A 13,397-nucleotide genomic window follows, 5' to 3' on the forward strand; every position below is an offset into this window, starting at 1 on the left:
CGCCTTCGGACATCAGACGGGGAGGTCGCGCCAGGGGCGGAGGGGGAGGGTGGTGCGGAAGGCTTCGATGGCGGCGGCGACCTCGAAGGGGGTGGTGGCGTGGGTTAGGTGGTCGGTGTAGAGGATCCGGCTGGCGACGGTGTCGAGGTCGAAGCCCCAGGTCATCGACATCAGGGGGTTGATGAAGAGGTCGGAGTTGTTGGCGCGGGTGCGTTCCAGGGAGTGGTGATTGCCGAAGGCGCCGCGGGCGGCGTCGGTGATGGACGCGCTGACGATGCTCTCGCGGCCGGGGGTGTGGCGTTGGGTCCAGGCGACGGCGTCGAGCCATGCGTCGACGGCGGGTGTGCCGGGGGTGAGGGCGAAGACGCCGTGGTAGGCGCCGAGTTGGGCCAGGGCGGCGACGTTTTCGAGGAAGTGGGCGTGGCAGACGCCGTGGTAGGTGTCGATGCCGAAGCCGACGCAGGCGGCGAGTTTGACCGGGAGGTCGAGGGCGGCGGCGGCGAGCAGGCTGGTGACGTCCTCCACCGGGGTGCCGAGGCCGGCTTCGTCGCCGGTCATCAGGAGATCGGTGCCGCCGTCGACGAGGACGACGGCGTCCAGGCGTAATTCCCGGGCCAGCCATGCGTAGGCGGCGCGCACCGCGGCCGGTCCGCCTTTGCGGATCAGATAGACGGTGTCGGGGTAGTCGTGGTCGGCCAGCCAGGTGGCGACGTGCTTCTCCGGGAAGTAGTGCGACTGGCCCTCGGTGTCAGCGTCGACCTCGAACACCCCGGGCGCGACGGGTTTCGCCGTGGTGCGGGTGGCGGCGGTGAAGGTGAGGTTCGCCAGGAAGACGGTCTTGTCGCGTTCGTGGAGAGCGAAGGCGATCGGCAGACCGCTGAGGAGGTCGAAGCCGCCTCCCGCACCCGCGATCAGGATTCGCTCGGAGTCGCGGAGCGGGAACAGGACCGAGGAATCGAGGAGGGAGGGGGATGTCGTCGCGTGGGCCGATGCGGGTCGGTTCCGGTCCGCACTCATGACTCCCCCTCGGACTCCGCTTTCTTTGCCACCGTAGCCATGCCGATCCCGGCGTGCCACGGCTGCATCGACGTGCGGACCGCCGACACGGCGATGCTCCGCACGAAAGTCGTTCGTGCGGAGCATCTTCGCGGGGGGAAACTCAGGCGGGAACGGCAACCGGTGCCGGGGTGGCCTCCGGGGTGGCCGAGGAGCGCAGTGCGCCGATTCCGAGCAGGGCGAGACCGGCCGCCGACCAGGTGAGCAGCACCGCGAGCGGAGCCAGCGCGCCCGCGCCGTCGAAGTAGGCGACCGAGCGCAGCAGCGACGCGGCCGCACCGGGCGGGCACAGCTGACCGATGGCGCCCCAGGGCTGCGGCAGGAGTTCCGGGGCGGAGGTGGCGGCCGAGAACGGGTTGCCGATGAGCAGCATGAGCAGCGCGCCGAGGCCGATACCGGGGCGGCCGATGGCGGCGGCCAGGCCGACGATGGTGGCGGAGACCGCGAACGCGGCCAGGCCGGCGATCGCGGCGAGTTCCAGGTAGGAGCCCGGGACGATCGAGAGCCAGGTGTGGAAGACCAGGGTGCTGAGCAGACCACCGGCGACGCCGAACGTGAGCAGGCCGGCGAGGCGGCCGCCGAGGCTCGGGATCAACAGGGTGAGCAGGACACCCGCCGCGATGCCGGACATGACCAGCGGCAGGACCATCGAGCCGAAGCCCGCGCCACGCGGGTCGTCGGGGTCGGTGGCGACGACGTCCTGGACCGGCGCGGCGGGGGCACCGCTGAGCTGCTGAGCCAGGGCGGTGAGCTGCTGGGCGACCGCGGGTGAGGCGGCCGAGGCGACCAGGACCTGCGGCGCGCCCTCGCCGGTGACGACGGCGCCGTAGATCTCGTTGTCGGTGAGCGCCGCCCGGGCGGCGGCACCGTCGGCCAGGGTGGTGATCTCGAAGGCGTCGGGACTGCGCTGCTGCAACTGCTGGGTGACCTGCGCGGACTGCGGGCCGGTGACGGCGATGGGCAGATCGCGCGGAGCGAGGTTGACGGCGGGCCAGGCGAAGGCGATCAGGAGCAGCGCCTGCAGCAGGGTGGCTGCGAGGCCGAGAGCCACTGCTCGTCGGGTGATCGACATGACATTCTCCCTTAAAAGCGAATGTTCGTTCTTTTTGGTGGCTTCACGGTCCCATCAGCGGGCGTCCTTGTCAAGAACGGATATTCGTTTTATTTTTGACCCATGCCCCGAGTCAGCGAAGAACACCTGGAGCGCCGCCGGAAACAGATCCTCGAGGCCGCGCAGCGATGCTTCACCCGCAAGGGTTTCCACGAGACGTCGATGCAGGACGTGTTCGCCGAGTCCGGACTGTCCGCGGGGGCGGTCTACCGCTATTTCGCCAGCAAGAACGACATCATCTTCGCGCTGATCGTGGAGACGATGACCCCGTTGCGCGGCCGGATGGCCGAGATCATCCGCAGCGAGACCCCGCCGACGCCCGCCGAGGTGGTGCGCATGGTGACCGCCGAGGTGATCGAACGCGGCGGGCCGGACGGTCCCCTCCGGCTGGCGCCGCAGGCCTGGGCGCTGGCGATGGTCCAGCCCGAAGCGAGCGTTCCGGTGCGCCACGCGATCGCGTCCATGCGTGATCTGTGGCGCGAGTACGCGGTGCGGATGCGGGACCTGGGCTGGATCGCGCCCGACGCCGACGTCGACGCGCTGGCCAAGGCGATCATCGGGGTGCTGCCCGGTTTCATGCTGCAGCACCTGCTGCTCGGCGACGCCGACCCGGACACCTTCGCCCGTGGCATCGACGTGCTGATGACGATCGAACCGGGCGGTGCGGGTTAGAAAGCTCACTGTTACGCACGCGGTCGAGCGGGTAGGTTCGGGTGCGGTGCCGGTCGGGGTCGAGCGCCGAAAAACACCGAACAACGATTCGACCAGGGAGTTTCCTGTGGCATTTCACCGACGAACCCTTCGATCGCGCGGGATCGCCGTCCTGGCGGCCGCGGCCGTGCTGCCGCTGGCCCTCGCGGGCACCGCACAGGCACGCAAGATCGGCGACTTCGAGGTGGGCGGCGCGATCGAGATCGAATACGACCAGGCGGGCGGCGCCGCGCTCGGTGACCCCACCTCCCCCGAATCCGACGCCGCGGCGGGCGGCAAGTACCAGACCTTCGCCAACAACGCGGCGATCTACTGGCACCCCGACACCAGCGCCAACACCGTCGCCGGGCAGATCCGCGACAAGTTCGCCGAGCTCGGCAACGAGGGCGGCAAGCTCGGCTACCCGGTCACCCGCGAGGAGTCGACCCCGGGTGGCAGCGGCCGCTACAACCACTTCCAGAAGGGCTCGATCTACTGGTCCGTCGGTACCGGCGCGCACCAGATCAGCGGCCCGATCCGGGACAAGTGGGCCGCGCTCGGCTGGGAGTCGAGCCCGCTGGGCTTCCCGCTCAGCGACGTCTCCAAGGCGGGCAAGGGCGACGGCCAGTTCTCGCTGTTCCCGACCGGCGCCATCTACTGGTCCTCGACGACCGGCGCGCACGCAGTGTGGGGCAGCATCCAGGCCGACTGGATCCGCGCCGGTTCCGAAGGCGGCCGCTACGGCTACCCGACCAGCGACGAATACGACTACCAGGGTGGCAAGGCCCAGGATTTCCAGGGCGGCAAGATCACCTGGAAGCCCTCGAACTGACGCCTACGGCGCGAGCAGGCCCTGCCTGGCCCTGCTCGCGCCGGTCAGCGTGAGCAGCAGCATGGTGGTGAGGGCCTGATCGTCGAGGCCCTCGGCGGGGAACGTGTAGCGCAGGATGACATCGCCCAGCTTGCCGCGCCCGATCAGGGTGACCGAGCCGAACTGGATCTCGTTGTTGCGCTCGGCGACGCGCTTGTGCAGCTGCGGCTTGAGCGGCCGATCCCAGGCCAGCACGCTGGTCAGCGACAGCACCGTGAGCCCGGGCGCGAGGGTGACGGCGCGGATCGAGCACAGCGCGCCGTCGTATTCGAAGCCGAGCGAGCCGTCGGCGTCGACGCGGATATCGATGTCCTGCATCTGCAGGCAGGCGCCGGTGCGCGCCTGCAGGTCCAGTTCGGGCGTGACCACCGCGTCCATGTCGGCTCCGTCGCTCATTTGGTCCCGCCGAAGCGGCGATCGCGCTTGGCGTATTCCAGGCACGCGTCCCACAGGTTACGCCGATCGAAATCGGGGAAAAGCGTGTCCTGGTAGACGAATTCGGCGTACGCGGCCTGCCAGATGAGGAAGTTCGAGCTGCGGAACTCGCCGGAGGGACGCAGGAACAGGTCGACGTCGGGCATATCGGGTTCGTCGAGGTACCGGGCGACGGTGGCCTCGTCGATCTTCTCCGGATCGATCTCGCCCGCGGCCACCCGGCGCGCGATCTCCCGTGCGGCGTCGGCGATCTCGGCGCGGCCGCCGTAGTTGACGCACATGGTCAGCGTCATCACGTCGTTGTCCTCGGTGAGCTCCTCGGCGACCTCGAGCTCCTTGATCACGCTGCGCCACAGGCGCGGTCGGCGCCCGGCCCAGCGCACGCGCACGCCCATCTCGTGCATCTCGTCGCGGCGGCGGCGGATCACGTCGCGGTTGAAGCCCATCAGGAAGCGCACCTCGTCGGGGCTGCGCCGCCAGTTCTCGGTGGAGAAGGCGTAGGCCGACAGCCACTTGACGCCGATCTCGATACAGCCTTCGACGGCGTCCATGAGCACGGCCTCGCCGCGTTCGTGACCGGCGGTGCGCGGCAGGCCACGCTCCTGCGCCCAGCGGCCGTTGCCGTCCATCACCAGCGCGACGTGGTTGGGGACGAGCTCCGGCGGGATCGCGGGCGGCCGCGCACCCGAGGGGTGCGGCGACGGTGGGCGAACGGTGCGGGCCGTCTTGCTCGCGGTGGAAGAGTCACGACGCAGGATCACGGCTTCCATCCTGCCTGATCGTCTCGCGCGCCCCGCACGGGCTCCGGCATCCGTACGGGCGACCGGCGCTCGCGTGTCGTCAGCCGACGCGGTCGACCACGGGGGCCGCGGTATCGGTCCGCGAGCGCTCGATCAGCGGCAGGGTGCGCAGCTGCCGTTCCAGGTGCCACTGCAGGTGGGCGGCGACCAGACCGCTGGCCTGACGGCGGACATTGTCGGGGACGCCGGCGATGTAGTCCCACTCCCCCTTCAGCAGGGCGACGAGCAGATCGAGGACACCCGCGGCCGGGGTGCTCGCGCCCGGCGGCCTGCAGTGCACGCAGACCGCGCCGCCCGCCGCGACGTGGAACGCGCGATGCGGGCCCGGCGTCGCGCAGCGGGCGCACTCGTCGAGGGCGGGCGCCCAGCCCGCGAAACCCATGGCGCGCAACAGATAGGCGTCGAGGACGAGTTCGTGCGGGCGCTGCTTGGCGGCGATGGCGCGCAGGGCGCTCGCGGTGAGCGCGTGCAGTTTCGGCGCGGGCGCGCGTTCCTCACCCGCGAGGCGTTCGGCGGTCTCGAGAATCGCGCAGGCCGTGGTGTAGCGGCCGTAGTCGTCGATGATGTCGGCGGCGAACGCCTCGACCGTGGTCACCTGGGTGACGATGTCGAGCGTGCGGCCCGGATGCAGCTGTACGTCGATGTAGGCGAACGGTTCGAGCCGCGCCCCGAACTTCGACTTGGTGCGCCGCACCCCCTTGGCGACCGCGCGCACCAGACCGTGTTGCCTGGTCAGCAGCGTGACGATGCGATCGGCCTCGCCCAGCTTGTGCTGACGGACCACCACCGCCTCATCCCGATACAACCGCACGGCCCCAGTCTTCCACGTCGACCCGACACCGCCACCACGGACACGGCGGGCCGGTCAGTCCCGGCGCAGCAGACCCGCGATGAGCAGCAACAGGGATTGCTGGGTCTCGGCGCGAGCGCGCTCGGCGTCCTCGGCGTGGGCGACGATGAGTGACGCCTCGGTGATGGCGCTGAGCAGCAGCTGCGCGAGGACCGGGACGGGGACGGCCGGGACGAGACCGGCGTCGACGGCACGTTGCAGTTCGCCGGTGATCAGGCCGAGGCCGTGCCGGGATTCGAAGTCGCGGAAGGCGGGCCAGCCGAGGACGGTCGGGGCGTCCATCAGGACGATGCGCAGCATCTCCGGGCGGCCGCAGATGTCGAGGAAGCAGGCCAGACCCGCGGTCATCCCGGCAACGACGTCGTCGGGGTCGACCGCCGCCACCGCGCTCGCGATCTCCGCGGTCGCCTCGGTCTCGATCTGTTCGAGCACGGCCAGGAACAATCCGCGCTTGTCGCCGTAGTGGTGGTGCAGCGCGCCGCGGGTGACGCCGGCGGCGGCCACCAGCTGTTCGGCGGACGTCGCGGCGAAGCCGCGCTCGGCGAACAGGCTGCGGCCTGCCTGCTCGAGCGCGGCTCGGGTGGTGCGGGAGCGATCCTCCTGACTACGGCGCTGCATGCAGCCGAGTGAACTCCACGATCAGTTCGGCGAGCAACTCCGGCCGGTCCTCGGACAGGAAGGTGTAGGAGTCGTCGACGGTGCGCAGGCTCGCCTTCGGCAGGGCGGTGACGAGCCGCTGCGCCAGTGTCATCGGGAACAGCCGGTCCTCGGTGGACCACACCACGAGCACCGGGACATCGACCTGGCCGAAGCGCTCGGCGGCCGCCTGGGTGACCCGGTTGTCCACGCCCGCCGCGAAGCGGCGCAGGTCGGCCCGGATCGCGGCATCACGCTGGGCGGGCCGCAGGTAGGACTTCGCGATCTCCTGCGGCAGAGGGTGTTTGGTCACCAATCCGAAGGCGAGCGGCAACCGCTGCAAGGGCCGCCATCCGAGCGGCGCGAGCAGCGCGGCGATGGCGCCGGGCAGCTTAGCGACCTTCAGCAGACTCGCGAACGGCTGCGGCGGGAAGACCTCGAAGCAGTCGACGGCGGCCAGCACCACCCGGCCGATCCGTTCCGGCCTGCGGGTCATCAGGATCTGGGTGAGCGCGCCGCCGGTGTCGTTCGCCACGATGGTGACATCGGTCAGGTCGAGCGCGTCGAGGAACTCGGCGATGAGGTCCGCGATACCGGTAGGCGTGAGGTCGGCGTCGGGCAGCGGGATCGAGTGCGATCCGAGCGGCCAGTCAGGCGTGAGGCAGCGGTGGCCGGCGGCGACGAGGCCGGGCACCACTCCGCGCCAGAGGTCGGCGTTGACCAGCAGGCCGTGGACGAACACGACCGGCGATCCGGTGCCGGTGTCGTGGTAGCGGATGCGGCCGGACGACAGGGCGATCTCGCGCGCCGGGCCGAGTGCTGAGCTGATTCCCATGGGGTCCTCCCCTGGTTCGAATGCTGGGCCTCATCACTGTTACATACATACGGGATGTATGTCTATAGCCGAGAAATCCACCCAGGGTATGTGGACGGGTGACCAGCTCGACGCTACCGTCGACCCCACTACCTGCAGAGACGGAGTTCACATGTCCGCGCCCGACCGCATCGCGCCGAAGCCATCGGCCGACCTCGGCCTCTCCGAAATGTCCGCCGCGATCGCCGACGGCAGCCTCTCCTCCGTCGCCGCCGTGACCGCGGCGCTCGACCGGATCGAGGCCGCCCAGCCGACGCTCAACGCCTTCCGCGTCGTCCGCAGGGAGGCCGCGCTGCGCGAAGCCGCCGACGCCGACGCGCGCCTGGCCGCCGGTGCGCGGCTGCCGCTGCTCGGCGTACCGATCGCGGTCAAGGACGACACCGATATCGCCGGGGAGATCACCGCCTTCGGCTGCGGTGGCGAGTTCACGCCGAAGACCGAGGACGCCGAATCGGTGCGCAGGCTGCGCGCCGCCGGTGCGGTGATCGTGGGCAAGGCCAATACCTGTGAGCTGGGCCAGCTCCCGTTCACCAGCGGCGACGCCTTCGGCCACACCCGCAATCCCTGGGATCGCACGCGCACCCCCGGCGGCTCCTCGGGCGGTTCCGCGGCGGCGGTCGCGGCCGGATTGGTGCCCGCCGCACTGGGTTCCGACGGCGCGGGCTCGGTGCGCATCCCGGCGTCGTGGAACAACCTGGTCGGGATCAAGCCGCAGCGCGGGCGCATCTCCACCTGGCCGCACGCCGAGGCGTTCTACGGCCTGACCGTCAACGGGCCGCTCGCGCGCACCGTCGGCGACGCCGCCCTGCTGCTCGACGTCGCCGCCGGGCCACACCGCGGTGACCTGCACACCCCGGCGCCGATCGACGCGAGCGCCGCCGTGGGACGTGACCCCGGCAAGCTCAGAATCGCACTCTCCCTGCGGATTCCGTTCACCGCGACCAAGACCGCGCTGGACCCGCAGATCGCGGCGGCCGTGCACGCGCTGGCGCAGACGCTGCGCGGCCTCGGGCACACCGTCACCGTGGCCGACCTGCACTACGGCCTGATGATCGGCGCCTCGTTCCTGCCACGCTCGATGGCCGGGATCACCCGGGTGCGCCGGGCGATGCCGGAAGCCGTCGTCGACCCGCGCACCACGGCCAACGCCCGGCTCGGCGGTGTCCTCGGCGGTCCCGTGCTCGCCGCCGCCCGGCGCGCGGAGCCGTTGCTGCACAAGCGGATCGGCGGATTCTTCGACGACTACGACCTGGTCCTGGCCCCGACCACGGCCACCCCGCCCCCGCGCGCGGAGGAGATCGACGGCATCGGCGTCGGCGCGACCAACAACCTGATCACCGCCGCCTGCCCGTACACCTGGCCGTGGAACGTGCTCGGCTGGCCGAGTGTGAACGTGCCCGCCGGTTTCACCGAGGCCGGGCTGCCGATCGGCGCGCAGCTGATGGGCACCGCGAACACCGAGCCGATGCTCATCTCACTGGCGGCACAGCTGGAAGCCGAATTGCGCTGGGAACGAGAGCGACCCACGCCGTGGTGGTGAGTCACAGCGGCGCGACGGGCCACCATCGGTCGTAGAGCTCGGCGCCGTTGGTGGCACCGAAAACGCTGAGCAGGCAGAAGTTTCGCGCGGTGTCGTCGAATTGGACGACGAGTCCGCCCGATGTCGTGCCTGCCCGCAGGCCCGGCATGTCCTGGACGATGAGCTTGCCGCGGCCCGAGGAGCGCTCCCAGTTCTCCTCCCGGACCCCGGTCGCCTCGAGGAACGGGCGCGCGCTGCTCGGCGTGCGGTCGCCGTTGCAGTACACCGTCATCCGCTCGACGGGATCGCGGTCGCCGTTGCAGCTGAGCCTGCCGACGCCGTCGTGCCGGTCGAGCGCGATCGGCCGGTGCTCCTTGTCGACGGCCGCGCACCGGATGCCCTGGAAGCCGCTGGCGAACGGCGTGCGTGGGAGCAGTCCGGGAAAGGCACGGACGATGTATTCGTGGACGCCCCATGCCGATTCGGCGGCGGTGGTCGGCGCCACCGAGGACGCGGGCGCGGCGCTCGGCGACTCGTCGCGATTCAGCGCGACCACACCGATCGCGACCAGCGCGACCGTGAGCACAGCCGTCACCCCGGCGACCAGCGGCCATCGGCGCGACGGCACGACCCGGCGTGGTTCCTGGACCGAGCCGAGGCCGACCGGGACGGTGGTCGCCTGGGCCAGGTCGACGGGCGCGAAGCCCGGGCGACCGGCCGGTTCGCGCGGCGTACCCGGCTGGGCCACGCGCGTCGTCGGCGGCACCGGCGCACCGAACGCGGCGGCCGCCGCGGCGGCCAGCGCGCCGCAACTGGAGTACCGGTCGTCGGGATTCTTCGCCATGGCCCTGGCGATCACCGCGTCGATGGCGCGCGGCAGATGCGGGTTCACCTGCGTCGGCCGGGGCGGCGGCTCGGTCAGGTGGGCGTTGATCACCGCGGCGACGGTGTCGCGGGGAAACGGCTTGCGCCCGGTGAGCAGTTCGAACAGCGTGCAGCCCAGCGAATACAGATCGGCCCGGCGATCCACGGCATCGAGCCGGATCAGTTCCGGCGCCGCGTAGGCGAGGGTGGCCAGAAAGGCGCCGGGTTCGGTGAGCGCGGTGCTGTCGGCGCCGGATTTGGCGATGCCGAAGTCGGCGACGAGGATCCGGTCCGGCTCCCCCGGCCGCGCCTCCAGCATCAGATTGGCCGGCTTCACATCGCGGTGCAGCAGCCCGGCGCGGTGCGCCGCGTCCAGCCCGGCGGCCGCCTCGGTGACGATGTGCAGCGCGTACTCCGGCCGGGGCACGCCGGCGCGCAGCACCGCCGCGGCGTCGGTCCCCGCCACGTACTGCATCGCGATCCACAGCATGCCGTCGACGAGGCCGCGATCGTGCACGGCCACCACGTTCGGGTGATCGATGCGGGCCGCCAGTTCGGCCTCCCGGATGAACCTGGACCGGAATTCCGGTGCGCCGCTGTGCGCTTCGCTCAGCACCTTGATCGCGTCCAGGCGGGGCAGCCGCGGATGCCGCGCGGCGTAGACGGTGCCCATCCCACCGCTGCCGAGCACCCGCTCGATCACGTAGCCCGCGAAGACCGAGCCGGACCGCAGCTGTGCGGTCATCCGGCGCGCACCAGCAGGCTGTACTGGGCGGCGGCCTTCTGCTTGATCTGCTGCTCGCGCGGCGCGAACACGGTGGCGACATAGCGTCCGTGCAGTACCCGGCAGGCGAAGCGCACCGCGGGCTGGCCCGCGTCGTCGTCGAGGCACTGGACGTCGGCCAGACCGGCCGGACCGGCGACGGTCCGCAGGCCGTCGGCGGCCAGTGACCGGGTCCCGCGATCGAAGGCGCGGCGCGCTTCGACGGCATCGGGATACCGCATCAGCCCGTCGAAGCCGATCATCGCGAAGGCATCGGCCGTGGATCGCTGCTGCCGGGTTCCGTTCAGATAGGCCACGTTCGGCCCGTAGACCACGCCGCTGGCGTGCACCAGCGTCTTGCCCCCGGCGAGCTGTTCGCGATCGATGAGCAGCACGGCGGGCCGCGACCAGCGGCCCAGCTTCTCCGGAACCAGGCGGGTCAGCATCTGCTCGCCGTCGAGCGGCAGGCGCGCGAGCTGGTCGACCGGGGTGGCGACGAAACGGTCGAGTTCGGGCAGCTGCGCGTCGAAGGCCTTGCCGATCAACCCGGACAGGGCCGCGGCGTCCGGCGTCGGGTGCGCGACCAGCGCGCTCACCACGAACGAGCCGCGCGCGACGGTGGCGGCCATGCTCGCCACGGCGGGCCGCCAATGCGCCCGCGCCGTGGGATAGTTCGGGATCGCGACGGCGACATTGTCGCGGCTGACCGCCGCGTCGGTCGCATCGAGGTCGACGGCGGCCTTGGCGGCGGCTTCGGGATCCGGCAGGCGCAGCGCCAGCAGCGACAGCCCCTTGGTGCGGACCGAGTCGGTGCCCGCGACCTGGAATCCGGCGATCATGCCGTACTTGTCGAGCACGGCGCGCGCCTGCTCCGACAGCACACCGGACACCTTGGCCGGGGTCGGCAGCGGGACCGTGGGTTTGGCGTCGGCGGGCAGGGACAGGGCGGCGTCGGCCTTGGCCGGGTTGATCATCACCTCGCCGATCCGCACCGACTCCAGCACCCGGCCCGAGTACTCGTCGCCGTCCGGCGCCACCAGCGGAACATGCTGGTAGGTACCGTAATCCAGCGTCGACAGGTCGGCGTCGGCCGGTTCCGGCGTGCCCGCTACCGTGCAGCCGGTCAGCGCGAGGACGGCGAGCAGGGCGGCCGTCCGCACGGCAGCACGGGGATCACAGCGGCGCATCGGCCCACCACTTCTCGCGCAGTTCGGCGCCGTTGGCGCCGCCGTTGACATCGATCCGGCAGAACGAGCGCGCCGGTTCGTCGAAGTAGACGTGCAGGAAGCCGGTCTGGGTCTTGTCCAGGCCGATATTGCTGCCCCAGTGCAGGTTCCCGGTGCCCGTCGGGCGGCGCCATTCCTCATTGCCCTCGACCTGATCGGTGCTGGGCTGCGCCAGCATGCGGGAGCGGTCGGTATTGCAGACGACCGTGATCCCGACGGCGGGATCACGGTTTCCGCTACAGCTCATCTTCGCGATCGGTTCGGCCTTGTCCGTCGGCGCGAAGTTCCACTTCTCGTCGAACATGTAGCAGCCGGTCAGCTCCTGGTAGCCGACGCCGAACTGGAAGGCGGGCAGCAGGTCGGGGAAGGTGTCGGCGACGAAGTTGTAGGCACCCCACGCGGTCGCCGGTGGCAGTGGCGGCAGCGTGGTGGACGCGGCCGTGCGCGACGCCGAATCCTCGGGTCCGGCGGCGACCAGCGCCGCCGTCGTGCCGAGCCCGAGGACGACGACCACCGCTGCCGCCACCCAGAAACCACGGCGGCGGATCAGTCTGCCCCACGGCGTCCGGCGGCGCAGCAGGGCCGCGGTGAACGGGTCGGCCTCGAGCATCGGGGCGGGCGGCCACGTCCCGCCGAAGCCCGGTCCGGCGACGGGCAGTGGCAGCACGGACGGTTCGTGCGGCGGCGCGTCCTGCACCGACGGCTGTGCCCGCGTCTCGGCGCTCGTCGTAGCGGCGGGGAGGGCGGGGGTCGCCGCGGTCGGTGGCAGCGCGCGCCCGTCTACCGCGGCGCGAGCGGCCGCCGCCAGGTCGCCGCAGGAGGCGAACCGGTCGGCGGGGTCTTTCGCCATGGCCCGCGCGATCACGACGTCGAACGCGACGGGCAGCTCCGGCCGCAGCGCCGACGGCCGCGGCGGTGGCTCGTGCAGGTGCGCGTACATCAGCGCCGCGGGTGTCTGCCGGACGAACGGCACTGTGCCGACCAGCAATTGGAACAGCGAGCAGCCGAGCGCGTAGACGTCGGCGCGCAGGTCGACCCGGTCGCCGCCGAGTTGTTCGGGCGCCACATAGGACAGCGTCGCGACGAGTCCGCCGCCGGCCGACAGCGTCGCGGTGTCCTCGGCCCGGCGCGCGATCCCGAAGTCGGTGACCAGCACCCGGTCGGGATGACCCGCCTCTTCGGCCACCAGGATGTTGGCCGGCTTCACGTCGCGATGCAGGAGCCCGGCCCGGTGCACCGCGTCGAGTCCGCGCGCCGCCTCGCCGACGATGTGCACCGCCCGCGCCGGATCGAGCCCCGACGGCGCGGCGCGCACGAGTTCGGCCGCGTCCGACCCGGCGACGTACTGCGTGGCGATCCAGAGCTTGCCGTCGGTCTCCCCGCGATCGCGCACCGCGACGAGGTTCGGATGGGCCAGCGCGGCGGCGAGTTCGGCCTCGCGCAGGAACCTGGCCCGGAACTCGGGATCGGCGGCGTGGTCGTCGGCCAGGATCTTGAGCGCGTCGTGGCGCGGCAAGCGGGGATGGCGGGCCAGGTAGACGGTGCCCATGCCACCGGCGCCCAGTCGCCGCTCGATCAGATACCCGGCGAACTCCGCGCCCTCTGCGATACTCACCCGCCCCGGTCTCCCACGGTCACAGTGCTACCGGGACCCTTCCGGCAGCGTCTCCGAATCGGTCGCCGCTGAAGCCGGTCCCCACCC

At 71.4% G+C, this 13,397-nt stretch carries 13 protein-coding genes; 3 read left to right on the forward strand and 10 right to left on the reverse strand.

Annotation, left to right across the window (positions count from 1 at the left end):
• Window positions 1–12 precede the first annotated feature (12 nt).
• Together ACFYWJ_RS29240 and ACFYWJ_RS29245 are read right to left on the reverse strand one after the other, a co-directional pair.
• On the reverse strand, window positions 13–1,017 hold the full coding sequence (locus ACFYWJ_RS29240; protein ID WP_355278757.1) for a DUF1152 domain-containing protein: 1,005 nt from the start codon (window positions 1,015–1,017) through the stop codon (window positions 13–15).
• 142 nt (window positions 1,018–1,159) lie between these two features.
• Entirely contained in the window at window positions 1,160–2,128 is a 969-nt protein-coding gene (locus ACFYWJ_RS29245) for a hypothetical protein (protein WP_355278754.1), read from the reverse strand.
• Window positions 2,129–2,230: 102 nt separating this feature from the next.
• Here ACFYWJ_RS29245 and ACFYWJ_RS29250 point away from each other — a divergent pair, with 102 nt between their 5' ends.
• On the forward strand, window positions 2,231–2,839 hold the full coding sequence (locus ACFYWJ_RS29250) for a TetR/AcrR family transcriptional regulator (RefSeq protein ID WP_355278751.1): 609 nt from the start codon (window positions 2,231–2,233) through the stop codon (window positions 2,837–2,839).
• 106 nt (window positions 2,840–2,945) lie between these two features.
• Window positions 2,946–3,689: a hypothetical protein gene (locus ACFYWJ_RS29255; RefSeq protein WP_355278748.1), complete on the forward strand. Its 744-nt coding sequence runs from the start codon at window positions 2,946–2,948 to the stop codon at window positions 3,687–3,689.
• A 3-nt stretch (window positions 3,690–3,692) separates the two neighbouring features.
• Here the strand turns inward: ACFYWJ_RS29255 and ACFYWJ_RS29260 are convergent, their stop codons facing one another.
• The 5 genes from ACFYWJ_RS29260 to ACFYWJ_RS29280 form a co-directional block, all read right to left on the reverse strand.
• Complete coding sequence (locus ACFYWJ_RS29260) at window positions 3,693–4,124, reverse strand: YbjN domain-containing protein (protein ID WP_378827458.1); 432 nt, start codon at window positions 4,122–4,124, stop codon at window positions 3,693–3,695.
• The gene (locus ACFYWJ_RS29265) at window positions 4,121–4,933 is read right to left on the reverse strand and encodes an isoprenyl transferase (RefSeq protein WP_355278746.1); all 813 of its coding nucleotides are present in this window, start codon (window positions 4,931–4,933) and stop codon (window positions 4,121–4,123) included. Before ACFYWJ_RS29265 ends, ACFYWJ_RS29260 begins: the two co-directional genes overlap by 4 nt.
• Before the next feature lie 70 nt (window positions 4,934–5,003).
• Window positions 5,004–5,774, reverse strand: coding sequence for a DNA repair protein RecO (gene recO, locus ACFYWJ_RS29270; protein ID WP_355278743.1), 771 nt, complete (start codon window positions 5,772–5,774; stop codon window positions 5,004–5,006).
• A gap of 54 nt (window positions 5,775–5,828) precedes the next feature.
• Window positions 5,829–6,431: a TetR/AcrR family transcriptional regulator gene (locus ACFYWJ_RS29275; protein WP_355278740.1), complete on the reverse strand. Its 603-nt coding sequence runs from the start codon at window positions 6,429–6,431 to the stop codon at window positions 5,829–5,831.
• A complete protein-coding gene (locus ACFYWJ_RS29280; protein ID WP_355278738.1) occupies window positions 6,418–7,284 on the reverse strand; it encodes an alpha/beta hydrolase in 867 nt (288 codons plus the stop codon). Before ACFYWJ_RS29280 ends, ACFYWJ_RS29275 begins: the two co-directional genes overlap by 14 nt.
• A gap of 151 nt (window positions 7,285–7,435) precedes the next feature.
• Between ACFYWJ_RS29280 and ACFYWJ_RS29285 the strand changes: the two genes are divergently transcribed.
• Window positions 7,436–8,863 carry an amidase gene (locus ACFYWJ_RS29285; RefSeq protein WP_355278735.1) on the forward strand — a complete coding sequence of 476 codons (1,428 nt, stop codon included), beginning with the start codon at window positions 7,436–7,438 and terminating at the stop codon, window positions 8,861–8,863.
• A gap of 1 nt (window position 8,864) precedes the next feature.
• Here the strand turns inward: ACFYWJ_RS29285 and ACFYWJ_RS29290 are convergent, their stop codons facing one another.
• The 3 genes from ACFYWJ_RS29290 to ACFYWJ_RS29300 are packed head-to-tail and all read right to left on the reverse strand — an operon-like array spanning window position 8,865 to window position 13,310.
• A complete protein-coding gene (locus ACFYWJ_RS29290; protein WP_355278732.1) occupies window positions 8,865–10,451 on the reverse strand; it encodes a protein kinase in 1,587 nt (528 codons plus the stop codon).
• A complete protein-coding gene (locus ACFYWJ_RS29295; RefSeq protein ID WP_355278729.1) occupies window positions 10,448–11,629 on the reverse strand; it encodes a hypothetical protein in 1,182 nt (393 codons plus the stop codon). Before ACFYWJ_RS29295 ends, ACFYWJ_RS29290 begins: the two co-directional genes overlap by 4 nt.
• A gap of 13 nt (window positions 11,630–11,642) precedes the next feature.
• Window positions 11,643–13,310, reverse strand: coding sequence for a serine/threonine-protein kinase (locus ACFYWJ_RS29300; protein WP_355278727.1), 1,668 nt, complete (start codon window positions 13,308–13,310; stop codon window positions 11,643–11,645).
• Between the last annotated feature and the right edge of the window lie 87 nt (window positions 13,311–13,397).

The organism is Nocardia sp. NPDC003269 (assembly GCF_042888005.1).
GTDB lineage: Bacteria > Actinomycetota > Actinomycetes > Mycobacteriales > Mycobacteriaceae > Nocardia.

Bases quoted from the DNA above. Each gene is read 5' to 3' on its own strand.
- ACFYWJ_RS29240 (WP_355278757.1), bottom strand. From the start codon at position 1,017: ATGAGTGCGGACCGGAACCGACCCGCATCGGCCCACGCGACGACATCC.
- ACFYWJ_RS29245 (WP_355278754.1), bottom strand. From the start codon at position 2,128: ATGTCGATCACCCGACGAGCAGTGGCTCTCGGCCTCGCAGCCACCCTG.
- ACFYWJ_RS29250 (WP_355278751.1), top strand. From the start codon at position 2,231: ATGCCCCGAGTCAGCGAAGAACACCTGGAGCGCCGCCGGAAACAGATC.
- ACFYWJ_RS29260 (WP_378827458.1), bottom strand. From the start codon at position 4,124: ATGAGCGACGGAGCCGACATGGACGCGGTGGTCACGCCCGAACTGGAC.
- ACFYWJ_RS29265 (WP_355278746.1), bottom strand. From the start codon at position 4,933: ATGGAAGCCGTGATCCTGCGTCGTGACTCTTCCACCGCGAGCAAGACG.
- ACFYWJ_RS29275 (WP_355278740.1), bottom strand. From the start codon at position 6,431: ATGCAGCGCCGTAGTCAGGAGGATCGCTCCCGCACCACCCGAGCCGCG.
- ACFYWJ_RS29280 (WP_355278738.1), bottom strand. From the start codon at position 7,284: ATGGGAATCAGCTCAGCACTCGGCCCGGCGCGCGAGATCGCCCTGTCG.
- ACFYWJ_RS29285 (WP_355278735.1), top strand. From the start codon at position 7,436: ATGTCCGCGCCCGACCGCATCGCGCCGAAGCCATCGGCCGACCTCGGC.
- ACFYWJ_RS29290 (WP_355278732.1), bottom strand. From the start codon at position 10,451: ATGACCGCACAGCTGCGGTCCGGCTCGGTCTTCGCGGGCTACGTGATC.